This is a genomic window from Paenalcaligenes sp. DL 463 (genome assembly GCF_057475185.1).
The window spans coordinates 971,858-993,694 of the sequence record NZ_JBYBKX010000001.1 but is presented as its reverse complement, the minus strand read 5'-3'; the positions used below and the strand labels follow the sequence as shown (position 1 = coordinate 993,694).

At 50.0% G+C, this 21,837-nt stretch carries 20 protein-coding genes; 8 read left to right on the top strand and 12 right to left on the bottom strand.

The window, feature by feature from the left end; translation table 11 throughout:
* Window positions 1-13 precede the first annotated feature (13 nt).
* Window positions 14-2,059 (bottom strand): transketolase, encoded by a 2,046-nt coding sequence (gene tkt, locus AC2UZI_RS04595; protein WP_486942640.1) that lies wholly within the window; start codon window positions 2,057-2,059, stop codon window positions 14-16.
* Between the two features lie 174 nt (window positions 2,060-2,233).
* On the opposite strand from tkt, the gene AC2UZI_RS04590 reads away from it, so the two are divergent.
* A complete protein-coding gene (locus tag AC2UZI_RS04590) occupies window positions 2,234-2,989 on the top strand; it encodes a 16S rRNA (uracil(1498)-N(3))-methyltransferase (RefSeq protein ID WP_486942639.1) in 756 nt (251 codons plus the stop codon).
* Window positions 2,990-2,991: 2 nt separating this feature from the next.
* Here AC2UZI_RS04590 and AC2UZI_RS04585 read toward each other — a convergent pair whose 3' ends face one another.
* The 4 genes from AC2UZI_RS04585 to AC2UZI_RS04570 all read right to left on the bottom strand — a co-directional run bounded on the left by AC2UZI_RS04585 (window position 2,992) and on the right by AC2UZI_RS04570 (window position 7,998).
* Entirely contained in the window at window positions 2,992-3,462 is a 471-nt protein-coding gene (locus AC2UZI_RS04585) for a barstar family protein (RefSeq protein ID WP_486942638.1), read from the bottom strand.
* A complete protein-coding gene (locus AC2UZI_RS04580) occupies window positions 3,459-4,682 on the bottom strand; it encodes a patatin-like phospholipase family protein (RefSeq protein WP_486942637.1) in 1,224 nt (407 codons plus the stop codon). The genes AC2UZI_RS04585 and AC2UZI_RS04580 overlap by 4 nt, the downstream gene beginning before the upstream one ends.
* Window positions 4,660-6,951, bottom strand: a complete 2,292-nt coding sequence (locus AC2UZI_RS04575) for an NADP-dependent malic enzyme (RefSeq protein WP_486942636.1) — start codon at window positions 6,949-6,951, stop codon at window positions 4,660-4,662. The genes AC2UZI_RS04580 and AC2UZI_RS04575 overlap by 23 nt, the downstream gene beginning before the upstream one ends.
* 129 nt (window positions 6,952-7,080) lie before the next feature.
* Window positions 7,081-7,998 carry a hypothetical protein gene (locus AC2UZI_RS04570; RefSeq protein WP_486942635.1) on the bottom strand — a complete coding sequence of 306 codons (918 nt, stop codon included), beginning with the start codon at window positions 7,996-7,998 and terminating at the stop codon, window positions 7,081-7,083.
* Window positions 7,999-8,098: 100 nt separating this feature from the next.
* Here AC2UZI_RS04570 and AC2UZI_RS04565 point away from each other — a divergent pair, with 100 nt between their 5' ends.
* On the top strand, window positions 8,099-9,256 hold the full coding sequence (locus AC2UZI_RS04565; protein ID WP_486942634.1) for a pyridoxal phosphate-dependent aminotransferase: 1,158 nt from the start codon (window positions 8,099-8,101) through the stop codon (window positions 9,254-9,256).
* A gap of 22 nt (window positions 9,257-9,278) precedes the next feature.
* Here AC2UZI_RS04565 and AC2UZI_RS04560 read toward each other — a convergent pair whose 3' ends face one another.
* Window positions 9,279-10,118, bottom strand: coding sequence for a transglycosylase SLT domain-containing protein (locus AC2UZI_RS04560; RefSeq protein ID WP_486942633.1), 840 nt, complete (start codon window positions 10,116-10,118; stop codon window positions 9,279-9,281).
* Between the two features lie 78 nt (window positions 10,119-10,196).
* Between AC2UZI_RS04560 and AC2UZI_RS04555 the strand changes: the two genes are divergently transcribed.
* A complete protein-coding gene (locus AC2UZI_RS04555) occupies window positions 10,197-11,741 on the top strand; it encodes a UbiD family decarboxylase (RefSeq protein ID WP_486942632.1) in 1,545 nt (514 codons plus the stop codon).
* Between the two features lie 88 nt (window positions 11,742-11,829).
* Here AC2UZI_RS04555 and AC2UZI_RS04550 read toward each other — a convergent pair whose 3' ends face one another.
* From AC2UZI_RS04550 to dacB, 6 genes are all read right to left on the bottom strand, one after another.
* The gene (locus tag AC2UZI_RS04550; protein WP_486942631.1) at window positions 11,830-12,216 is read right to left on the bottom strand and encodes a hypothetical protein; all 387 of its coding nucleotides are present in this window, start codon (window positions 12,214-12,216) and stop codon (window positions 11,830-11,832) included.
* Window positions 12,216-12,614: a phage holin family protein gene (locus AC2UZI_RS04545; RefSeq protein ID WP_486942630.1), complete on the bottom strand. Its 399-nt coding sequence runs from the start codon at window positions 12,612-12,614 to the stop codon at window positions 12,216-12,218. The genes AC2UZI_RS04550 and AC2UZI_RS04545 overlap by 1 nt, the downstream gene beginning before the upstream one ends.
* Window positions 12,615-12,690: 76 nt before the next feature.
* Window positions 12,691-13,008, bottom strand: a complete 318-nt coding sequence (locus AC2UZI_RS04540) for an ElaB/YgaM/YqjD family protein (protein WP_486942629.1) — start codon at window positions 13,006-13,008, stop codon at window positions 12,691-12,693.
* Window positions 13,009-13,065: 57 nt separating this feature from the next.
* On the bottom strand, window positions 13,066-13,779 hold the full coding sequence (locus tag AC2UZI_RS04535; RefSeq protein WP_486942628.1) for a hypothetical protein: 714 nt from the start codon (window positions 13,777-13,779) through the stop codon (window positions 13,066-13,068).
* A gap of 152 nt (window positions 13,780-13,931) precedes the next feature.
* Window positions 13,932-14,570 (bottom strand): uracil phosphoribosyltransferase, encoded by a 639-nt coding sequence (gene upp / locus AC2UZI_RS04530; protein WP_486942627.1) that lies wholly within the window; start codon window positions 14,568-14,570, stop codon window positions 13,932-13,934.
* Window positions 14,571-14,654: 84 nt separating this feature from the next.
* Window positions 14,655-16,130 carry a D-alanyl-D-alanine carboxypeptidase/D-alanyl-D-alanine endopeptidase gene (gene dacB / locus AC2UZI_RS04525; protein ID WP_486942626.1) on the bottom strand — a complete coding sequence of 492 codons (1,476 nt, stop codon included), beginning with the start codon at window positions 16,128-16,130 and terminating at the stop codon, window positions 14,655-14,657.
* Window positions 16,131-16,217: 87 nt separating this feature from the next.
* Here dacB and queA point away from each other — a divergent pair, with 87 nt between their 5' ends.
* The 5 genes from queA (at window position 16,218) to secF (ending at window position 21,818) form a co-directional block, all read left to right on the top strand.
* A complete protein-coding gene (gene queA, locus AC2UZI_RS04520; RefSeq protein WP_486942625.1) occupies window positions 16,218-17,315 on the top strand; it encodes a tRNA preQ1(34) S-adenosylmethionine ribosyltransferase-isomerase QueA in 1,098 nt (365 codons plus the stop codon).
* Window positions 17,315-18,451, top strand: a complete 1,137-nt coding sequence (tgt, locus tag AC2UZI_RS04515; protein WP_486942624.1) for a tRNA guanosine(34) transglycosylase Tgt — start codon at window positions 17,315-17,317, stop codon at window positions 18,449-18,451. The genes queA and tgt overlap by 1 nt, the downstream gene beginning before the upstream one ends.
* Window positions 18,452-18,546: 95 nt before the next feature.
* Entirely contained in the window at window positions 18,547-18,888 is a 342-nt protein-coding gene (gene yajC, locus AC2UZI_RS04510; RefSeq protein ID WP_486942623.1) for a preprotein translocase subunit YajC, read from the top strand.
* 62 nt (window positions 18,889-18,950) lie between these two features.
* Entirely contained in the window at window positions 18,951-20,822 is a 1,872-nt protein-coding gene (gene secD, locus AC2UZI_RS04505; protein WP_486942622.1) for a protein translocase subunit SecD, read from the top strand.
* A 51-nt stretch (window positions 20,823-20,873) separates the two neighbouring features.
* Window positions 20,874-21,818 carry a protein translocase subunit SecF gene (gene secF / locus AC2UZI_RS04500; RefSeq protein WP_486942621.1) on the top strand — a complete coding sequence of 315 codons (945 nt, stop codon included), beginning with the start codon at window positions 20,874-20,876 and terminating at the stop codon, window positions 21,816-21,818.
* Window positions 21,819-21,837: the final 19 nt, after the last annotated feature.

Here is a 21,837-nt window from a genome sequence, read left to right as displayed (position 1 = left end):
GTAAATCTCCTAATTACAAAACTTGTTCAACGGCTTGGGCGACCAAGGGGGCAGTCAGGCCAAAGTGCTCAAACAGCGCACCGGCTGGCGCAGATTCGCCGTAGGTATCAATACCGATTACGGCACCATTCAGACCCACATACTTATGCCATAAGCCTGTAGAGCCTGCCTCGACCGCAACACGCGGGAGGTGTGCTGGTAGAACCTGATCTCGCCAAGCGGCATCTTGTTCATCAAACACATTGGTACACGGCATCGACACCACACGCACTGCAATCCCTTTATCGGCTAAAAGCTGCTGCGCCTGCAAGGCAAGCGCCACTTCAGAGCCGGTAGCGATAATAATCGCTTTCGCATCCGCTGCATCTGCCAGCACATAACCACCACGGGCGATAGCCTTGATGCTTTCCTCATCGCGCTGCACAAAGGGCAGATTTTGACGAGATAGCAATAGCGCACTAGGACCGCCGTCACGTACGTTCATTCCCACGCTGGTGGGACGGCTTAACGCATGCACCCAAGCCACCGCTGTTTCTGTGGTATCGCATGGACGCCAAACATGCAGATTAGGAATCAAACGTAAACTTGAAGCATGTTCAATGGATTGGTGTGTAGGACCATCTTCGCCTAGACCGATAGAGTCATGCGTAAAGACATGCACAACGCGTTGCTTCATCAGCGCGGCCATGCGTATCGCATTACGTGAGTAGTCTGAGAACGTAAGGAACGTACCGCCAAATGGCAAATAGCCGCCGTGCAAGGCCATACCGTTCATGACCGCAGCCATTCCGAACTCGCGCACGCCGTAATTAATATGACGACCAAAAGCCAGACCCTTATCCGTGCTTCGCAATGCGTCCACACCGGGCCAATTGGTTAAATTAGAGCCTGTTAAGTCAGCAGAGCCGCCCACCATTTCAGGTAGCACGTGTACCAACGCCTCAATCGCCAGTTGCGACGCTTTTCGAGTAGCGACTGTTTGAGCTTGCGTATTCGTTTGGGCAACAAATTGTCGAGCTTGCTCGGCAAAATCGTCGGGTAACTCACCCTGCATGCGACGCAAGAGTTCGGCAGCCAATTCTGGCTCTGCTTCTTGGTACGAATCGAAGGTTGCTTGCCAGTTCGCTTGCTGCTGAGCCCCTGCGGGACGCGCATCCCAGTATTCGTAGACGTTATTGGGAATCTCGAAGGGGGGATGATCCCAGCCTATCGCTTCTCGCGTGGCCTGAATTTCATCGGCGCCCAACGGCGCACCGTGTGACTTCTCTGAACCTGCCAGTTTAGGCGAGCCTTTACCGATAACGGTTTTACAACAAATTAAGGTAGGCCCCGTATTTGCTAACGCGTTAGCTTTGGCTTGGTTCACCGCCGCATCCAACGCCTGCACATTGTGTCCGTCCACGTCGGCAATCACATTCCAGCCATAGCTGCGGAAGCGCTCAGGCGTGTTATCACCAAACCACGAATCGACCTTGCCATCAATAGAGATGCCGTTATCGTCATAAAACACAATAAGCTTAGAGAGCGCTAAGGTACCCGCAAGCGAGCAAGCCTCGTGCGATATCCCTTCCATCAAGCAACCATCACCCACAAAAGCATAGGTGTGATGATCAACAATAGTCTGTTCTGGCCGGTTAAATTCTTTGGCTAGCATGGCTTCTGATAACGCCATACCCACCGCGTTAGCCAAGCCCTGCCCCAACGGCCCCGTCGTGGTTTCAATACCTGCGGTATAGCCCACTTCAGGGTGGCCGGGTGTACGCGAATGCAACTGACGGAAGTTTTTAAGCTCTTCCATCGGCAAGTCGTAACCGGTTAAATGCAGTAGCGCATAAATTAACATTGACCCGTGCCCATTCGATAACACGAAACGGTCGCGATCCAACCATGTGGGATCAGCAGGGTTATGTTTAAGGTGTTTAGTCCAAAGCACTTCGGCAATTTCTGCCATGCCCATTGGGGCACCTGGATGTCCAGAATTAGCACGTTGAACGGCATCCATGGCTAATGCGCGTATTGCGTTAGCCATAGGGGAGACGGTGGAAGGAGGAAGATCCATTAGAAGCTCTCGAAGGGTGCAAAAGCCAGCCGCAGGGGGGCTGGACCCCCAATCGTCAATCAGAAGTTATAAAGCGGCTCATTTTAACACCGCAGCGCACAATGCGCCGAAAGCACTGTCCGCCCAGAGTCGAGTATGCTGTAATTCTTGCTGACACCATCCCACGCTAAGTTTATGAATCTGCCACGTTTTTACTGTAACGCCCCGCTTCAAACAGGCGCGACCATTGAGCTTGACGACGATCTCGCCCATTACATGACGCGCGTTTTGCGCTTAAAAGAAGGCGCGAAAGTATGGCTATTTAACGGTCAAGGCGGGCAATTTTTAGCATCTTTACAACAACAGGCCAAAAAAGTATCGGCAACGATTACCGAGTTTCACGATATCGAGCGTGAGCTTAAGGGCAAGGTCACCGTTGTTCAAGGCCTAGCCTCTGGCGACAAAATGGACTGGATTGTCGAAAAATGCACAGAAATTGGTGTAAGCACTGTCGCCCCTATTTCGGCACGTCATAGTGTGCTTCAACTTTCTGGATCGCGTTTGCAAAAACGTCATGCACACTGGCAAAAGGTTGCGCATTCAGCGTGTGAACAATGCGGTAGAAATCGCGTTAACCACATACTACCCCCACAAAATTTAGCCGATTTTTTACAAAGTCTTGAAGCTGAGCAAACGCCCACTACACGGCTTATTTTTTGTGATCCTGACGCCGAACACGATTTAGACTCGGCACTGGCGAACTTAAGCGACGCACAAAACGTGCATTTACTCTTTCTCATCGGTCCTGAAGGGGGATGGTCGGAAAAAGAAAAAGCCCAAGCTATGCAAGCTGGGGCTTATGCCATGCGTTTCGGTTCACGTATTCTACGCACAGAAACCGCAGCCATTGCATTGGTCTCTGCTGCCAGCGCACGATTAGGCTGGCTTTAATCTCACTCGCTACTATCGTGCCCTGAATAAGGGGTGGGCGACACGCCGGGCTCAGGGTCAGGATGTTTACCTGCGTGTATCACCGAATAGGCAAAGATACGCTCTTTGGTGCTGGCAAAATCGGCCACGTCATTACACACACTAAGGATGGCATCGGCATGATCGGTCAACGCCGGATCGCCTGTGTGTAACTTGTTAAACCACAAGTACAAGCCGGTTTTTTGGTCAAGCACGGTATCGGATAAGCAATCGTACAGTGCATCAAGGTCACTACCGAAAAAATCCGGGTAATCAACGGCCTTCACAATGGCTCGTAGTACGGCCGAACAATTACGCGCCCGATCGCACTCGGCAACGCCTACGGTGATGTCAGCCGCCTCGGCCACCGTAAAAAGATCGTGTTGCTGTGCTGGCGTTGCGTCGATTTGCCCGCCCCGTTGCAACAGCTCCTGCAAGGTCAGGGATTGGCTCATTGCGGCGTCTCCTTAAAAAACGCTTTGACTTCCTCAAGTCGATTCATGGTGTCTGTTCTACCCAACTCGATCAGCTCTTGTGTAAAGCCTGATTCGAACAATAAATAAGAGATTAATGCTCCGCCAGTAGTGGGACCGGACTTTGCCGACACTCCCAACACTCGAAACAAGGTACGCGCCGCCTTAGGAATGCTGTGATAATGTTTTACAGCAATCGCACCTAAAGACTGGCTAGGTGAAATGGAAAATGTACTAACTGGACGTAGCGACTGGCTTTTTAATACATTTGGCGGTAACTCTGCAAGCAAACTATTAATTCGCTCCATTCGCTCAATATCGACGGCCACACTGTCTAAAAATATGTTTGACAAAGCATGACCTCCCATTTGAGCTAATGATGGATAGGGTGGATCAAATTCATGGTCTTCAGGATAGGTTTCATCGTTATACCCTGTACCTATAATCACGATTTTTTTTGCGCCCAAATGAATAGCTGGACTAATCGGCGCCAATTGTCGCATTGTGCCGTCTCCACACCACGTGGTTCCCCCACCTACAAGCATTGCCTGCGCGGGAAACACAAAAGGGATAGAACTGGAAGCGAGCAAATGGTCTACACCAATACGACAAGGTATAGCCCTACGTAAAGAACGCCTCCAGGGCACAATTTGGGTATCAGATTGGTAAAACGTTAAGTGCTCACCCGAGGTGTAAGCTGTTGCAGTTACCGCTAACGCTTTAATATGCTTGTCGCGAAGATTAACACTTAATCGCTCAAAATCAAGTGCATTTGTGAGCAACTCGCGCAGCGGCGAGTTATCCAGTAGTGAATGTGGTACATTTCGCCGCAACGACGGCATCATCCAGCCAAAACCCAGTGTCCCAAACCAGCGTAGTCCGGTGCGTAACAACGAGGGTGTATCGGCATGGAACACCATACTGGTACGCAGCCCTCCCCAGAACGAACACAAGCGGTCTACGCCTTCGTGAGGCTTATCGGCATGGCACGCCAAGCCCGCAGCATTCAACGAGCCTGCTGAACTGCCGCAAATAATTGAGTAAGGATTTTTAAAGTTTGGGTCACGATCAGGATCGAGTATGTCGTTAATTGCAGACAGTACCCCGACCTGATAGGCACCCCGTGCTCCACCCCCAGTTAGGACTACGCCTACTGGGGAGGAGTCTTGCACAGACGTCTTAGTCTCGGTGGGTATTCGCATCGACAACCGTCAGCGCGGTCATATTGATAATGCGTCGCACTGAAGAGCTTGATGTCATGATGCTAACCGGCGCATTCACACCCAATAAAAACGGCCCGATAGCCACACTGCCGCCGCTATCTGTTTTCATCAAGTTATACGCAATATTGCCAGCATCAACGTTCGGACAAATTAACAAGTTGGCCGAACCCGTTAAGGTGGTGTTTGGCAAAATACGCTGGCGAAGTTTCTCATCCAGTGCGCAATCACCGTGCATTTCACCATCGATCTCTAGGTTAGGATCGAGTTCGCGAACCAATGCTAGGGCTTCTCGCATTTTCTCACCCGAGGACGAGCTGCCTGTACCGAAGTTAGAGCGAGACAACAAAGCCGCTTTAGGCTCAATGTTCAACGACTTCATGCGCTTAGCCGCTGCTACGGTAATTTCCGCAATTTGCTCTGCATTCGGGTTGTCATTGACGTGTGTATCAGCCAACGCCACGGTGCGCTCGCCCAGTAGCAAGATGTTCATGGCACTATAGGTCTTCGCACCGGCTTGTTTACCAATGACCTCGTCAATGAAGCGCAAGTGGTTAGCGTAGGTCCCTACGGTTCCGCAAATCATGCCATCGGCATCACCGAAATGGATCATCATCGCCCCGATCAGCGTTAAACGACGACGCATTTCAACACGAGCCATTTCTTTAGTAATGCCACCACGACACATCATTTCCCAGTACTTCGTCCAGTACTTGTGGAAGCGATCATCTTGCTCAGGGTTGGTGACATCCACATCTTCACCCAGACGAATACGTAAGCCGTATCGCTCGATTCGTTGCTGCAATACCGCAGGACGGCCAATAAGAATGGGGCGCGCGAGCTTTTCATCAATCACAACTTGTACTGCACGCAACACGCGCTCGTCTTCGCCTTCAGCAAACACGATACGAGCTTTAGCACCGTCTTTAACCAAGCCTTTAGCCAGACTATAGATGGGCTTCATGAAAGCACCTGAACGGTACACGAACTGGCGCAATTGGTCGGTATAGCTGTCGAAATCAGTAATGGGACGCGTTGCTACGCCATCTTCCATACCCGCCTTTGCTACAGCCGGTGCGATACGCACAATCAGGCGAGAGTCGAAGGGCATGGGAATCAAGTATTTGGGACCAAACTCTACATCTTCTAAGTTGTAGGCCGCCGCCACCACTTCATCTTGCTCTTCACGGGCAAGCTGACAAATGGCGTGTACAGCTGCAATTTCCATGTTTCGCGTAATCGCCGTCGCACCGATATCAAGCGCGCCACGGAAGATATAGGGAAAACACAGTACGTTATTCACTTGGTTTGGGTAATCGGATCGGCCCGTGGCCATGACCACGTCGTCTCGCACAGCATGAGCCTCTTCGGGAAGAATCTCAGGTGTGGGGTTCGCCAATGCCAAAATCAAAGGACGAGGTGCCATACGTGCCACCATATCAGCCTTCAATACCCCACCTGCTGACAAACCTAAAAACACGTCGGCGTCGTTAATAACATCGCCAAGCTTACGCAAATCGGTATCTTGTGCGTAAAGTTGTTTGGTGTCGTCCATCAACGCAGTGCGACCGTTATAAACCAAACCTTCAATGTCGGTAAGCCACACGTTTTGAACGGGCAAGCCAAGGTCAACCAATAGGTTCAAACATGCTAGCGCGGCAGCCCCTGCGCCAGAAACCACCACCTTCACTTCTTTTAGGTCTTTTTCAACAACCGCTAGCCCGTTAAGAAAAGCAGCGGCAACGCAAATGGCCGTTCCGTGCTGATCGTCGTGAAAAACGGGAATATTCATGCGTTCGCGTAGTTTTTTCTCTACGACAAAACACTCGGGTGACTTGATGTCTTCAAGGTTAATACCACCAAAGGTTGGCTCTAGCCCTGCAATGATATCAACCAACTTATCAGGGTCGTTTTCGTTGATTTCAATATCGAAAACGTCAATACCTGCAAAATTCTTAAAGAGTACAGCCTTACCTTCCATCACCGGTTTCGACGCGAGCGGACCGATATTTCCTAGCCCTAACACCGCTGTACCGTTAGTGATTACGCCAACCAAGTTACCTCGTCCGGTATAACGAAACGCGTTCTGAGGGTCGTCCACAATCGCCTCGCAAGCGGCGGCAACGCCGGGCGAATAAGCCAACGCCAAATCGCGCTGGTTAGAAAGCTGCTTCGTTGGTGTAACTGCTAATTTGCCGGGTCGACCTTGTTCGTGATATTCAAGTGCCGCCTTGCGAAGGTTTTCATCCATGATCTTCAACCGCCTAGAGTAGAAATACCGAGTAGAAATCGTGCTTTAAAGACAAACATTCTAGCCGTTGCAGCCAAAATAAAACATGCTGCACAGCAGCATCGTCTCGGCCAAGCATAAAGCACGACATTAAAAAGCTTGACCTGGGTGCGGAAACACACCTTGAGGATCAAAATAATTTTTTACGGCCGCATCAAGCTCTGACGCTGGCACTGTTAAATTCGGATCGTCGCTTAAAAGCGGCGCCTGTTGTAGAGGAGGTAAGCGTTGGCTAAGGCGTGTTTCGTCAATAACCACCCACTCTACCCACCCCAAGTCGCCACCACTACCGACGAGCAGATGCGCTAAGTTTAATTCCTGACCGCCAGCTGGTTGCAATGCGTCTAAGCGATAGCGCCCCAGCCAACGTTGTGAATTCAAACATAATAACGCGGGAGCCGACCCTACCAGCATAAAAAGCTGTGGAACGAGTTTACGCAGTGAAGCACAATTCAACGGTTTCGTATTCGCCGTACCAAAGGGCCCCAGACTGGCGCTACTTCCATCCGCCATCAATAGCGAAGCATGTACCACGCCACAACCATGAGTTTGCCCCGTAGGCCAATCATGGTGACGCCTATCGGCTAACCATGCCCCCACACTTAGATTAGCAGGTACTTGGGAAAACGCCGATAGACCGGCGGCTTCGAGTTCACCCACTAGACATCCTGGCTGTACAAACCATTGGGTTGATTCAGGTGAAAGCCGTTGAAAAGCGTTTAAATGAGCGAGCGGATTCACCCATAAAACAGGCTGATCAAGCTCAGTATTTGACTGCGCTAGACCCTCTATCGCCATGCACACACCGTACTCAGCACATAGCGCGCGAGCGTGATGAAGATCCGCTGTGGTGTTAGGGATGAAACGTGCTTGTTGAGTTTGCGCCTCATCCGAAATACGATGTAAGGACACACCCGTTTTACGCTCAAGCTGCAAGCAAAACGTTTCCCACACACTGGTTGTAGGGCGACGACCGCCAAAAAAAGCACGGCGAGAGACAGAGTGCATTGTTTTTTCCTACTATATGCTTAAACTTATTAGCATTATATGTATGGTCATACCGCCGTTTCTAACGTTCTGACACTTTTATTCAACAACTTGGTTTTATATGCTTCGCCTTGCGCAACGTACAGAATTAGCTGTGCCCTTTCATGCCGTAGAACTTTTTAAACAGGCCGGTGCGCTTATCGCGCAAGGCAACGATATTATCAGCTTGGGAATTGGCGAGCCAGACTTCACTGCGCCCCCTGCTGTTGTCGAAGCGCTTAACCAAGCCAGTGCTGCCGGCAATAGTCAATATACGCCGCCCGTAGGCATTGCCCCATTACGAGAAGCCATTAGCCGCTATTACGCAGAGCATTTTGGGGCGACGGTATCCCCCGAACGCATCGTGGTAACAGCCGGCGCATCGGGAGCCTTAAGCTTAGCTTGTTTGACTCTGATTAATCCAGGCGACGAAGTCCTCATGCCTGACCCCTCATACCCTGCTAATCAAAATTTTATTTTGTCAGCGGGGGGTATCACCAAACTTATCCCAACAAGCGCCGAACACCGCTTTCAACTCAGTGCGCAAGACATCGAAGCAAACTGGGGACCTAGCACTCGCGGGGTACTGATTGCATCACCGAGTAACCCCACTGGAACCACAATCGCCAAGGCAGAGCTACAGGCGTTAATTGAAGCCGTAAAAGCTCGCGGTGGATTCATTATTATGGATGAAATCTACCTCGGTCTTTACTATGAGGCACGCCCTGAAAGTGCGCTAGTAATTGACGACGACATTATCGTTATTAATAGTTTCTCTAAATATTTTCACATGACAGGTTGGCGTTTGGGCTGGATGATCGCACCAGAATCGATCGTGCCGATGATAGAGCGTCTAGCCTCAAGCTTAGCAATTTGTGCCCCATCGTTGGCTCAGCATGCTGCCCTTGCCTGCTTTGAACCAGAGTCGATGGCGATTTACGAAGAGCGGCGCTTAGCCTTTAAAGCGAGACGTGATTTTTTACTGCCCGCTTTAGATCACTTAGGTTTGCACGTTCCCGTGAAGCCGGACGGCGCCTTCTATATTTATGCCGATGTCAGTCAACATAGCTCAGATAGCGATGCGTTCTCGCAGCGCTTACTACACGAAACCCACGTTGCGGCGGTACCCGGCTTAGACTTCGGGCCCGCTTTTGCCCACAAGATGCTTCGTTTCTCGTATTCGACGTCGCTAGAACGTCTGCACGAAGCCGTAGAGCGAATGAAAAAACTGCTGGCCTAGCCGCCTGACACGGTACGCGCGCTTACTCATCACGTATCGGTATGCCGGAAGCCAGCGCTATACGTCTACGTTCTGCCAACACGCGGGCCCCGTATCCTCCATCACCGGGGCCTGTTGCTCCCACATAGCAACGTAGCGCTCCGGTAATTGAGCCCCGTCTGCGTCGACAGTCATACAAAATTTGTGTGCCCGCACGAATATTTGCTTCGGGACTAAACACAGCAAGATCCCCTTCGATATAGTGCTCTAGCTTGTCTTGGTGGACCCTCGTCATCACTTGCATCAAGCCTTGGGCCCCAGCGTGACTCTCAGCAAAGGGGTTGTAACTCGACTCGATGGCAATCACTGCTAGAATGAGCTGCGGATCGATGTTTTTTTCGCGCCCTACCTTAAACGCCGTATGAATTAACGCTCCGGTCACGTTATGCGCTACTTTATACTTACGTGCAATGTAACTGCGTAAGGCTTGTTGTTGAGCACGTGATACTCCGGCAATATTCGCGCCGCCAGCGCTAACTTGCAACGCATCGGCAAAACTTTGGTAGGCAAGCACATTGGTATCGTCTTCTTGCTGGCCTGCATTATTAGCTTGATCGCGAACGGCGGGGTCCACCGTCGTCGATAACCACCCGATTTGCGAAAAGCTATCATTTTGCAATGCCGCTGGTCGCAACGCTTCCACTACAATCGTGTAAAGTTGTGTCGCTTGCTGTCGCATTGAGGGCACCACCAAGCCAGCAGCAATGGTTACCAGCACGGCAATACCTAAATAAATAGCGGCAACATGCATGAATTCTTCAAGGCGATAGCGTAAAAACTGTACGCCTCGACTAACTATGGGATTGAACCGACTTAGGTTCATATCGTTATCCTTGTAAACTAGACTAGGGGCATCTTACCCCCCAACGCCCAGAACTAAAAACCGGAGCATCCAGTCGTTGTGAAATACCGTGACTTAAGAGACTTTATCGCACAGCTTGAAAAAGCCGGTGAACTCAAACGTATCCAAACCCCAGTTTCAACGCATTTAGAACTGACTGAAATTGGTGATCGAGTCCTAAAAGCCGAAGGGCCTGCCCTACTTTTTGAGCACGCTGTACACCAAAACAAACCTGCCTCTATGCCTGTGCTAACCAACTTATTTGGCACGCCAAAACGCGTGGCTTGGGGAATGGGAGCCGACGACGTGTCGGCACTGAGCGAGGTCGGTGAGTTATTGGCTACCTTACGCGAACCCGAAGCACCTCGCAATTTACGTGATGCGTTTTCCAAAGTGTCGATGCTGAAGTCGGCACTGTGGGACATGGCCCCTAAAAATATAAAAAGCCCGCCATGCCAAGAGATCGTACTTGAAGGAGATGATGTTGACCTCAACAACATTCCCTTACAACTTTGCTGGCCAGGTGACGTCGCCCCCCTACTGACGTGGGGTCTAGTCATCACCAAAGGACCAAATGCGAAGCGACAAAACTTAGGTATTTATCGGCAGCAGCAAATCTCGCGTAACAAGTTAATCATGCGTTGGTTATCACATCGCGGTGGGGCACTTGATTTTCGTGATCATGCTTTGGCTAACCCAGGCCAGCCCTTCCCAATTGCTGTGGCGTTAGGCTGTGATCCTGCAACCATACTTGGCGCTGTCACTCCGGTTCCGGATAGCTTGTCAGAATATCAATTTGCTGGCTTGCTGCGTGGGTCTCGTACCGAGCTTTCTAAAGCCATAGGTAGCGATCTTTCAGTACCAGCGTACGCTGAGATCGTACTCGAAGGGCATATTCTGCCTGCCGATCACCCTGATGCCTTACCCCCCCATGTGCCTGACGGGGCTCCGCAACCTTCGGCTAGTGCTTACGAACAAGCATTAGAAGGGCCTTACGGCGACCACACCGGTTATTACAACGAGCAAGACTGGTTTCCTGTCTTTACGGTTGAGCGCATCACCATGCGTCGCAACCCCATCTATCACAGCACCTACACCGGCAAACCGCCTGATGAGCCTGCGGTACTCGGCGTTGCATTAAACGAGGTTTTCGTGCCACTCTTAAAGCGCCAATTACCAGAGATCGTCGATTTCTATCTACCACCCGAAGGCTGCAGTTATCGTTTAGCGGTCGTCTCCATACGCAAGCAATATGCGGGGCATGCTAAGCGGGTGATGTTTGGGGTTTGGAGCATATTGCGACAATTCATGTACACCAAATTTATTGTGGTCGTAGACGAAGACGTCAATACCCGAGACTGGAAAGAAGTCATCTGGGCCATGACCACGCGAATGGATCCGGTGCGTGACAGTGTGTTAGTTGAAAACACCCCCATCGACTACCTAGATTTCGCCTCACCTGTTTCGGGCTTAGGTGGAAAGCTGGGCATGGACGCTACGAATAAGTGGCCAGGAGAAACCACTCGAGAATGGGGCCGCGTCATCGAAATGGATGACGAGGTCAAACATAAGGTTGACGCTATGTGGGATACCTTAGGTTTGTAAGACGCCACCTTATCGTATAAAAAAAGCCAGCGGTGATAGCCGCTGGCTTTTTTCATGATGGGTTTAACCATTTCAGGTTAATTAGCGTTTACTGATACGGCTCAATGACTCGACCACTACGAGATGTCGCATTGGTTTTGCGGGCCGAGCGTAGCAAAAACAACTTTGCCAAACGCCATCCAATTAGGCCTAACGCCCCAGCTTTCATTCCCTTCCCTCCTACGCCCCCTACAACGGCCGATAACACAGAGATTAGCATTGGATAGCGCTGTGTAGAGGAAAGAAGCAACCCACTTAAGCGGCTGAATGTCGAGCCTTGCCTTGCACCCGAAAGTGACTGAAACAAGTTCCCTGGGCGAATATCGTCTCGTAAGTGGCGCATGTGACGACATAACTCGCCGCGCTCTAGCGCAGCTTGAGCCCGAAGTAACTCGATACGAATCTCTCGGTCCAAACTCTTTTCACGTGTGCGCATCAGGCGTCTCCAGAGCGATTCGACGAAGGGGCTCGTAAGCGATCCACCACATCAATATCTCGTTGCAACTCGGCAATCGTCGCGGCGAACGGATAGGGCCCTTTATTAAGACGATTAATCAGAGCCCAAAACATCGCCATGCCCAAGACGGCATAAATAATACCCAAAGCACCGATCGCCCAATAACGATACTCGGTGGGCCAAAACAATAGCGCCACCCATAACGACAAAACCAATAAGGTTAAGGTAGAAAATAACAAAGCGCCGAACAACAGCCCTAGCAATGTAAGCAAACTGGCTTTTTGCTGACTAGCCTCTAGGGAAAAGAGCTCTAAACGCGTCTTAACAATGGAAAGCAAGGTACAAGAAATGTCGCCCACAGATTGCCGTAAAGACATATCACCCCTTTTTTGTCATTATCAATACAGGTCATTTCGGAAATGAAATGACCTGTATTCTTAATAAAACGTGAGCTTATCGACGGCCAACCAAAAGGCCAAATAACAGACCAACAACGCCCGCCACCCCTATCGCCTGCCAAGGGTTATCGTGCACATAATGATCAGTAGCTTTTGCTGCTTGGCGTCCACGTTCGACCACTGCCTCTTGTGTGTCATGCAGCGTTTCACGCGTATTGCGCAACGAACGCAGCGCTGTTTCACGTAGCTCAGTGGCTTTATCACCGGATGCTGAGGCAGCTTCTACTAACAGTTTTTCTGCCTCATCCAAGCGCGTCCTGATGGTGGAAATAACATCATCTTCAAGCTCTTCAACTTTTTTCTTTGTGACCATTAGTCGCTCCTTAAAGCAAAAGTAAAACTTACCGATTAGTGAAGCCTACAACAACCGCTAACGTAGCTCTTGAACTTCTATATATGAGGGTACTCCGTTCTGAATACTATCTTGTCGCATGACCATTTGCACCGAGGGACAATACCAATCGGTTACCTGTGACGTCATTTCAGGAATGGGCATAACCAAACCACTAAATGACGCTTGAGTCGCCGCGATGGTACGCTGGTATTGGACCGGGAAGCACTGATGTTGACCCGCAGCGGTAGACATCTGTTTGGGGTTCCCCACCGTTTTCGATGAGGTATGTACCGCGACGGGCTCTTCAGAGCGCTTATCGAACTGAACGCTAAAGCGTTGTTCAGACAATTGCTGCCCTGGCTCGTGAATAGCTTGGTCATAATTAAAAAGACCCAAAAGATTCAAATCGAACCCGCCTTTAACCGGCTCACGCCCGCCCTCGCCGATGTCACGCTCAAAGCGTGCGAAGCCATCTTTAACAGTCATCCAATAGTTTAGCGTCGTATTTCCCGCCGGCAAGCCTGCCAAACCAAAAGACGCGTTTCCAGTAACGAAGGCCTCGCATTCATTAGCGTTCTTGACTTGGACTTGTGACAGCGCCATCTCAGCCTGAACCCTAAGTAAACCACTTCCGTTCAGCTTCAAATAACCGTCATCGTGCATAAACGGCGCCTCACAAACCCCCGCATTTGCTACCGTACCAAAAACGGTTAACAGCACACCAATCAATTGGGACTTAAGTGTTCGCATGAATCAGCCTAATTACATTTAATTCAACATTCAGCTTACATGATTTTGCCGAACACTCTAGCCTTTGGAGCAAAAGGATTGTAAAAAAAAATAGCAGGAATAAAAAAGCCGGTAAAAAACCGACTTTTAATTTCACTACATATTACCTTTTACTATTCGACTTTTTGACGCGTGCCAAAAATACGATCTCCGGCATCGCCTAAGCCAGGCACAATATATCCATTCTCATCTAAATGACTATCGATAGACGCCGTATAAATCTGAACATCGGGATGCGCATCGTGCACCGTTTTTATTCCTTCTGGCGCTGCCACTAACACCAAAGCCCGTATGTTTTTACATCCTGCTTTTTTAAGTAGATCGATCGTGGCAACCATTGACCCACCCGTGGCCAGCATTGGGTCAATAATAAGTGCTAGACGCTGGTCGAGCTCGCCAACCAAACGCTCTAAATACGTTTGCGCCTCAAGCGTTTCTTCGTTTCTGGCGATACCAATCACCGAAACCTTTGCTCCCGGTATTAAACTAAGCACCCCATCGAGCATACCAATGCCCGCACGCAAGATTGGCACAACCGTTACCTTTTTACCCGCGAGCTTTTCCACAGGTACCGTGCCGCACCATCCTTCGATTTCCACCGCCTCTAACGGCAAATCCTTAGACGCCTCATAGGTTAATAAGGCAGCAATTTCTTGTGACATTTCGCGAAAATTCTTGGTGCTTAAATCTGCGCGACGCATTAAACCAAGCTTATGGCGAATAAGAGGGTGACGAATTTCGTGTATAGGCATGAAACATCCTTGAGACCAATATACAGCCATGCCTAAACGGCATGTCGCTGAGCATGCATCGATTTTAAACCAAAGCCAGCGCGATTACTGATTAGCGAGCCACTTAACCACAGCATCATCGAAAGGGCGAACAGCAGAAGAGCGATCGTCATTCACCATACTAATCAAAACATAGCGTTTACCGGATGCCCCTAAAACGTAACCCGCCAAAGCGCGCGCATCTCGAAGTGTTCCTGTTTTTAGATGCGCTCTACCCATGACTTCATCATCTCGCAGGCGACGTCGCACCGTACCATCCACTCCTGAAATCGCCAGAGAAGAGATGAACTCAGGCATGTAGTTGGAACGCCAAACCACCTGAAGCATCGAGGCTAACCCTTCGGCTGTTAATCGTCCGACTCGGGACAAACCGGAGCCATTGTCGATACGCCACCCTTGTGTATTAATACCCTGTTGGCTTAACACTCGCATTGCGGCCTGTTCGGCTGAGGCAACTGTTGCCCCCTCACCGTTAGACTCCACCCCCACTGCTAACAACAGCAAAGTGGCCATTAAGTTATTACTTTGCTTGTTAATGGTGCGAATGTACTCAGCAAGCGGACGGGAATCGTGCCAGACAATGGCGCTTGCATTTCGCGGCGCCACACCAGCTGAAACGTCATGCGCCAAGGTTCCACCTAGCTCTTTCCATAAAGACTTAAACACACTGCGAAAGAATTCGTTTTGACTTTGTGTCAACCGGTAAACGCTGAACTCGCCACACGAGCCAGCTGCCTTACCACTAAGGCCTACCACGACCTCGTGACCAACGGTACGCACACTGGTAGCAATGTTGGGTGAGCCGGAACAGACAGCGTTGGTCCATTCGATCTCACCCTCTACTCGTAAGCCTGACGCGGGCGGATCAACAAAAGCCATCCACTTACGATTCTGCGCATCCGGCTGAAGCACAATGCGTGAAGCACCAAAAGCCACCACAGCGGCGTCCGGACTGGCATTGTAGGGACGGTCACCCGCACCATCAAAGGCATGAGGATCAATGCTCACATTCCCAAAAACCGAACGATCAATAATCACTTCGCCCAGGTTTTTAACCCCGCGCATACGTAAATTTCGTAATAGTGACCACAGATCAGGTACTGTCATCAACGGGTCACCACTGGCTTTCACGTATAACGGCCCTTGCAAAGAGCCTTGCGCATCGACCCTCCCGCCCCTCTGGGCCATCAAGCTGGTACGCCACGTATAATCGGGGCCTAAGGCAGAAAGCCCAGCCCACGTACTGACTAACTTCATCACCGAGGCTGGGTTACGTGGCACCAAACCATTATGGTTAACCAACGTCCTGCCATCCACATCTTGAATCACTAAGGATAAGGACGAATCAGAAAGCCCTGTGGCTTTCCAAGACGCCGCCAACTCGCTTGGCAAGCCGACGATTTGTGCCTGACTTACGCCGCCCCACCCCACGAAACCCGATATCACCAAGCTTCCGGCATACCGAGCCCACCGCGTTGCAATCATGCCGAACATACGTTCCCTTTGAGCAAAATTAGACATCGTAAAACCATGAGCATACCGAAATTTACGACAAAACACGGGAAATCTAGGCCTAAAACGCACAAGCGCGTAAAATGATCGCTTATCATGGGGCCAGCCCCTTTTTTGTTTTTATCATTTATGCCTGTAGACCCCACCTTAGACATTCGTCAATTTCATTACGATTTACCCCCAGAGCTTATTGCCCAAGCTCCAGCCGCAACCCGAAACGCTAGCCGTCTATTGCATGTAGACGAACACGGCGAGCTTCAAGATCTCACCTTTAAACAACTGAGCTCACTCTTGAGCGCAGGGGATTTGCTGGTCTTTAATAACACCAAGGTGATTAAAGCGAGGCTAGTTGGTCATAAAAGCACGGGCGGAAAAGTGGAAGTCCTGATCGAACGGGTCACCGGATCACACACCGCGCTAGCGCATATTCGGGCCAGCAAATCGCCTAAGGCAGGCACGCGGTTACTGCTCTCCGACGAACAGGTCGAGGTTGATGTCGTAGGACGACATGAATCATTGTTCGAATTAGTTTTCAGCCAACCTGTGTTGGCGTCATTGGAAGCGTACGGCGCAACACCCTTACCGCCTTACATTGATGTCACGCCTACTGAAGACGATGATATTCGTTATCAGACCGTCTACGCGACAGAGCCAGGTGCCGTCGCGGCACCCACAGCAGGGCTACATTTTGACGAAGACTATCTGTCATTATTGGCGGACATGGGCATACAAACCGCGTTCGTCACCTTACACGTTGGCGCAGGTACCTTTCAGCCGGTGCGCGTAGAAAAAATCAGTGAACACGAAATGCACGCAGAGCGCTATCATGTCCCTGCCGAAACGCTACAAAAAATCTCGGCTACGCGCGCTGCAGGTAAACGAGTGATTGCCGTGGGCACCACAAGCGTCCGTGCTCTTGAGTCGGCCGCTCAACCCGAGAAAAGCAACGGCCAACGCCATGCCGATGGCAGTATCGAGGGGGACACCACGCTATTTATCACTCCGGGCTATCAATTCACCTGGATTGATGCATTACTTACCAACTTTCATTTGCCGCAGTCCACCTTACTGATGTTGGTTTCGGCTCTCTCTTCTATAACAAACATCCAGCGTGCCTACTCGCATGCCATCACCCAACGCTATCGCTTTTTTAGTTATGGCGATGCCATGTTTATTGAAGCAACAAAAAAATAATGAATGGATTACAGTTTAAATTGCTTAACACCGACGGCGGCGCTCGTCGTGGTGAAATCACGCTCAATCACGGTAAAGTGCAAACCCCCATTTTTATGCCGGTGGGTACTTATGGCAGTGTCAAAGGCATGTTGCCGCACGAACTAGAAGACATCGAGGCACAAATTATTCTTGGCAACACGTTCCACCTATGGCTTAGACCCGGAACAGAGGTCATGGATACGCATGGTGGTTTACATGAGTTTATGCAATGGAAAGGTCCGATCCTAACCGATTCAGGTGGGTTTCAAGTATTCAGTCTTGAAGGAATGCGAAAAATCACCGAAGAAGGTGTTACCTTTGCCTCGCCGATCAATGGTGACCGTAAATTTCTAACGCCAGAAGAGTCCATGCGCATACAGCGCTCGTTAAACTCGGACATTGCGATGGTTTTCGACGAGTGTACGCCCTACCTTATTGATGGCCGCGCTGCCACTCATAGCGAGGCGGCGACATCCATGCGCATGTCACTGCGATGGGCGAAACGTTCTCGTGACGAATTTAAAGCCTTAAACAATCCCAATGCTCTTTTTGGTATCGTACAAGGTGGTATGTTTGAAGATTTACGCGACGAGTCATTAGCAGGTCTGGTGGACATCGGCTTTGAAGGCTACGCCATTGGCGGGCTTTCAGTGGGTGAGCCTAAAGAAGATATGTTTAGAGTGCTGGCCCATACTGCACCCAAACTTCCCACGAATGCCCCACGCTATTTAATGGGTGTGGGAACCCCTGAAGACTTGGTCGAAGGGGTAAGCCAAGGCGTGGATATGTTCGATTGCGTTATGCCCACCCGTAACGCCCGAAACGGATGGTTATTCACCCGTTTCGGTGATTTAAAATTACGGAATGCACGACATCGAAATGACACGCGCCCGCTAGACCCTAGCTGTAGTTGTCACACTTGCACGAATTTTTCACGCTCGTACCTGCACCACCTACACCGCTCAAATGAAATGACAGGAGCACGGCTGAACACCCTTCATAACTTGCATTTTTATTTACAAATTATGAAAGAAATGCGCGAAGCCATTGAGGAAAATCGCTTTAACGAGTGGAAAACAACATTTGCGCGTGACCGTTCGCAAGGTATCGAATAAGCTATGCCTCGCTCATGTCTTTTATATACCGCTACAATAGCACGTTGAGTTTTTTCAAAATTTAAAAATTACCTTACACCACACAGGAGCACCTCATGTCCGTTGCTGACATTCTAACTTTAGTACCAGCCCAAGCGGCAGGCGGCGAAAACGCCTTGGTAGGCATGCTGCCTATCATTTTGATGTTCGTTATTTTGTACTTCTTGATGATTCGTCCCCAAATGAAACGTCAAAAAGCGCACCGTAACTTAGTATCAAACTTAGCCAAGGGCGACGAAGTCATCACTAGCGGTGGCTTTTTAGGCCGTATCACCAAAGTGAATGACAACTACATCACTATTGAAGTTTCAGCGCTAGAAGACAAGCCTGTAGAGCTCATTCTTCAACGCCAAGCTGTCAGTTCGGTTCTGCCTAAAGGCACAATCAAAACACTGTAAGCTATCTCTCAACCCGAACAATCGTTCGGGTTTATTTGTACCGCTCTTGCCGTGAAGCGCCCATGAATCGTTATCCCATTTGGAAATATCTCACTGTCTTAGCTGCTTTAGTCATAGGCATTGTTTATACCCTACCCAACTTCTTTGGTGAGTCACCAGCGGTACAAGTCGCCGGTGCGAAGTCTACGGTTAAGGTCGATGTCGACATGATGTCGCGCGTTGAAAGTATTCTTCAACGTCATAATATCGAATCCACCGGCTCATCCTTCGAACAAAACGGTCCCGTTGGCTCCGTTAGAGTCCGTTTCGACTCTACCGACGTGCAGCTACGTGCTAAAGATGTAATCGAGCACGAGCTCATTACTGACCCCGAAGACCCCGACTACACCGTTGCTTTAAACCTAATGCCAGCTTCGCCATCGTGGCTTACCGCCATCGGTGCCAACCCAATGCACTTAGGGCTGGACTTACGTGGTGGGGTTCACTTTTTGCTTCAAGTTGACATGGAAGGGGCTCTCACAAGCCGCTACGAGTCCTTAGCAACAGAAGTGCGTACCGTATTGCGTGATGAACGTCTTGCTAATCAAGGCGTAGAGCGTCAAAACCAAAGCGTTATTGTCCGCTTTGATACGGCGGACGAACGAGACAGCGCCTTTAACCAATTACGCCGGCTAATTCCTGACCTGAACTTCGAACGTGCGTCTGGCGATAGCGTTGAATTACACGGCTCATTAGCGGAAGCGGCTATCACTCAGGCTCAAAGCAACGCTTTGCGCCAAAATATCAGCACGCTTTACAACCGAATTAATGAACTCGGTGTTGCAGAACCGATCATTCAGCAGCAAGGAACTGATCGCATTATCGTGCAACTTCCAGGCGTACAAGATGTGGCCAAAGCCAAAGAAATTCTTGGGCGTACTGCCACGCTGGAAATTCGTTTAGTCGATGACTCGCCTACTGCCATCGCTGCACTGAATGCCGGCACGGTCCCCTTTGGCCTAGAGCGCTATACCGATAGGGATGGCCGCGACTTACTCTTGCGTCGCCAAGTGGTGTTAACAGGTGAGAACTTACAAGACGCACAACCCGGTCGTGACTCCCAGACCCAACAAGCTTCGGTAAACCTAACGCTTGATAGCAAAGGTTCGCGCATTTTCCGAGACGTCACACGGAACAATATCAATAAGCGCATGGCGATTGTATTGTTCGAAAAAGGCAAAGGCGAAGTGGTTACCGCCCCAGTCATTCGCAGTGAAATTCCAAGTGGTCAGGTGCAAATCACCGGGAGCATGGACCCCCGCGAAGCCGCTGATATTGCTCTGTTGCTTCGAGCTGGCTCGTTGGCTGCCCCCATGAGCATCATCGAAGAACGTACCATTGGGCCAAGCTTAGGGGCTGCAAATATTCAACAAGGCTTTAACTCCACCTTATACGGTTTTATTGCCATCGCGATTTTCATCATTTTCTATTATCAGTTGTTCGGTTTGTTCTCAACCATCGGCTTAAGCTTTAACGTCTTGTTATTATTGGCAGCCCTGTCGATGTTGCAAGCCACACTGACCTTACCCGGAATCGCTGCGATTGCCTTAACGCTGGGTATGGCCATTGACGCCAACGTACTGATTAACGAACGTATACGAGAAGAAATACGAAATGGTGCATCGCCTCAACAGGCCATACATTTAGGCTTCGAACGCGCATGGGCCACCATTTTCGATTCAAACTTAACCAGTTTAATTGTGGGTGTTGCCTTGTTAGCCTTTGGTAGCGGGCCAGTGCGTGGTTTCGCCGTCGTGCATTGTATTGGGATTCTTACCTCGATGTTCTCGTCCGTTGTGGGCGTACGAGCATTGGTTAACCTTTGGTATGGGCGTAAGCGTCGCCTGCAACACATTGCCATTGGTCAAGTATGGAAACCCGATAATAAGAAGTAAGCCTTTGCAGAGGCGCTTGTCGCCTCTCCTCTCCCTTACAGGCATAGCAACATGGAATTTTTTAGAATCACTCGCACCATTCCCTTTATGCGCCATGCATTGGTGCTAAACCTGATTAGTGCGCTTTTCTTTTTACTCGCTGTATTTTTCATCGTATCTAAAGGTTTTAACCTTTCGATTGAATTTACAGGCGGCACGGTTATTGAGGTCAACTACGACGTACCCGCCCCCCTTGAAACCGTCCGAGAAGCGGTCAACGGTCTAGGCTACTCTGACTTTCAGGTCCAGAACTTTGGTACGTCACGTGACGTAATGATCCGTCTACCTACCGATGAAGGTACGGAAAGCACGGCCCAAAGCCAAGCGGTACTTAGCGCATTACAGGCCTCTCATGCCGGCGAGGTAGAACTACGCCGCGTCGAATTTGTTGGCCCTCAAGTGGGTGAAGAGTTAGTTCACAACGGCTTAATGGCGCTGCTGTTTGTGGTAGTCGGCATCATGGTGTATTTGGCTTTTCGCTTCGAATGGAAATTGGCCGTATCGTGCGCATTGGCAAACTTGCATGACGTGGTCATTATTTTGGGGTTCTTCGCCTTGTTTCAGTGGGAGTTCTCTCTCTCTGTACTGGCAGGGGTCTTAGCGGTATTGGGTTATTCGGTGAACGAATCCGTGGTGGTCATGGATCGTATTCGCGAGAATTTCCGTAAGCAACGTCGCATGCCCACCGATGAAATTATTAACTTATCCATCACTCAAATCATTTCTCGTACCGTGATCACCCACGGCTCTACGCAAATGATGGTGTTGTCCATGTACTTTTTTGGTGGTCCTACGCTCGAGTACTTCTCGCTAGCATTAACCATCGGTATTTGGTTCGGTATTTACTCGTCGGTCTTTGTGGCAGCTGCCATATCCATGTGGTTAGGGGTTAAGCGTGAAGACTTGATCAAACCCATTAAAAAAGATGAAGACGGCACCGCCGAGTTTGTTGAATAACACATAACACTCATTGATA

What these genes read in the sequence shown, in the direction of transcription:
- tkt (WP_486942640.1), bottom strand. Translation starts at nt 2,059, where the DNA reads ATGGATCTTCCTCCTTCCACCGTCTCCCCTATGGCTAACGCAATACGC.
- AC2UZI_RS04590 (WP_486942639.1), top strand. Translation starts at nt 2,234, where the DNA reads ATGAATCTGCCACGTTTTTACTGTAACGCCCCGCTTCAAACAGGCGCG.
- AC2UZI_RS04585 (WP_486942638.1), bottom strand. Translation starts at nt 3,462, where the DNA reads ATGAGCCAATCCCTGACCTTGCAGGAGCTGTTGCAACGGGGCGGGCAA.
- AC2UZI_RS04580 (WP_486942637.1), bottom strand. Translation starts at nt 4,682, where the DNA reads ATGCGAATACCCACCGAGACTAAGACGTCTGTGCAAGACTCCTCCCCA.
- AC2UZI_RS04575 (WP_486942636.1), bottom strand. Translation starts at nt 6,951, where the DNA reads ATGGATGAAAACCTTCGCAAGGCGGCACTTGAATATCACGAACAAGGT.
- AC2UZI_RS04570 (WP_486942635.1), bottom strand. Translation starts at nt 7,998, where the DNA reads ATGCACTCTGTCTCTCGCCGTGCTTTTTTTGGCGGTCGTCGCCCTACA.
- AC2UZI_RS04565 (WP_486942634.1), top strand. Translation starts at nt 8,099, where the DNA reads ATGCTTCGCCTTGCGCAACGTACAGAATTAGCTGTGCCCTTTCATGCC.
- AC2UZI_RS04560 (WP_486942633.1), bottom strand. Translation starts at nt 10,118, where the DNA reads ATGAACCTAAGTCGGTTCAATCCCATAGTTAGTCGAGGCGTACAGTTT.
- AC2UZI_RS04550 (WP_486942631.1), bottom strand. Translation starts at nt 12,216, where the DNA reads ATGCGCACACGTGAAAAGAGTTTGGACCGAGAGATTCGTATCGAGTTA.
- AC2UZI_RS04545 (WP_486942630.1), bottom strand. Translation starts at nt 12,614, where the DNA reads ATGTCTTTACGGCAATCTGTGGGCGACATTTCTTGTACCTTGCTTTCC.
- AC2UZI_RS04540 (WP_486942629.1), bottom strand. Translation starts at nt 13,008, where the DNA reads ATGGTCACAAAGAAAAAAGTTGAAGAGCTTGAAGATGATGTTATTTCC.
- AC2UZI_RS04535 (WP_486942628.1), bottom strand. Translation starts at nt 13,779, where the DNA reads ATGCGAACACTTAAGTCCCAATTGATTGGTGTGCTGTTAACCGTTTTT.
- upp (WP_486942627.1), bottom strand. Translation starts at nt 14,570, where the DNA reads ATGCCTATACACGAAATTCGTCACCCTCTTATTCGCCATAAGCTTGGT.
- dacB (WP_486942626.1), bottom strand. Translation starts at nt 16,130, where the DNA reads ATGTCTAATTTTGCTCAAAGGGAACGTATGTTCGGCATGATTGCAACG.
- queA (WP_486942625.1), top strand. Translation starts at nt 16,218, where the DNA reads ATGGGGCCAGCCCCTTTTTTGTTTTTATCATTTATGCCTGTAGACCCC.
- tgt (WP_486942624.1), top strand. Translation starts at nt 17,315, where the DNA reads ATGAATGGATTACAGTTTAAATTGCTTAACACCGACGGCGGCGCTCGT.
- yajC (WP_486942623.1), top strand. Translation starts at nt 18,547, where the DNA reads ATGTCCGTTGCTGACATTCTAACTTTAGTACCAGCCCAAGCGGCAGGC.
- secD (WP_486942622.1), top strand. Translation starts at nt 18,951, where the DNA reads ATGAATCGTTATCCCATTTGGAAATATCTCACTGTCTTAGCTGCTTTA.
- secF (WP_486942621.1), top strand. Translation starts at nt 20,874, where the DNA reads ATGGAATTTTTTAGAATCACTCGCACCATTCCCTTTATGCGCCATGCA.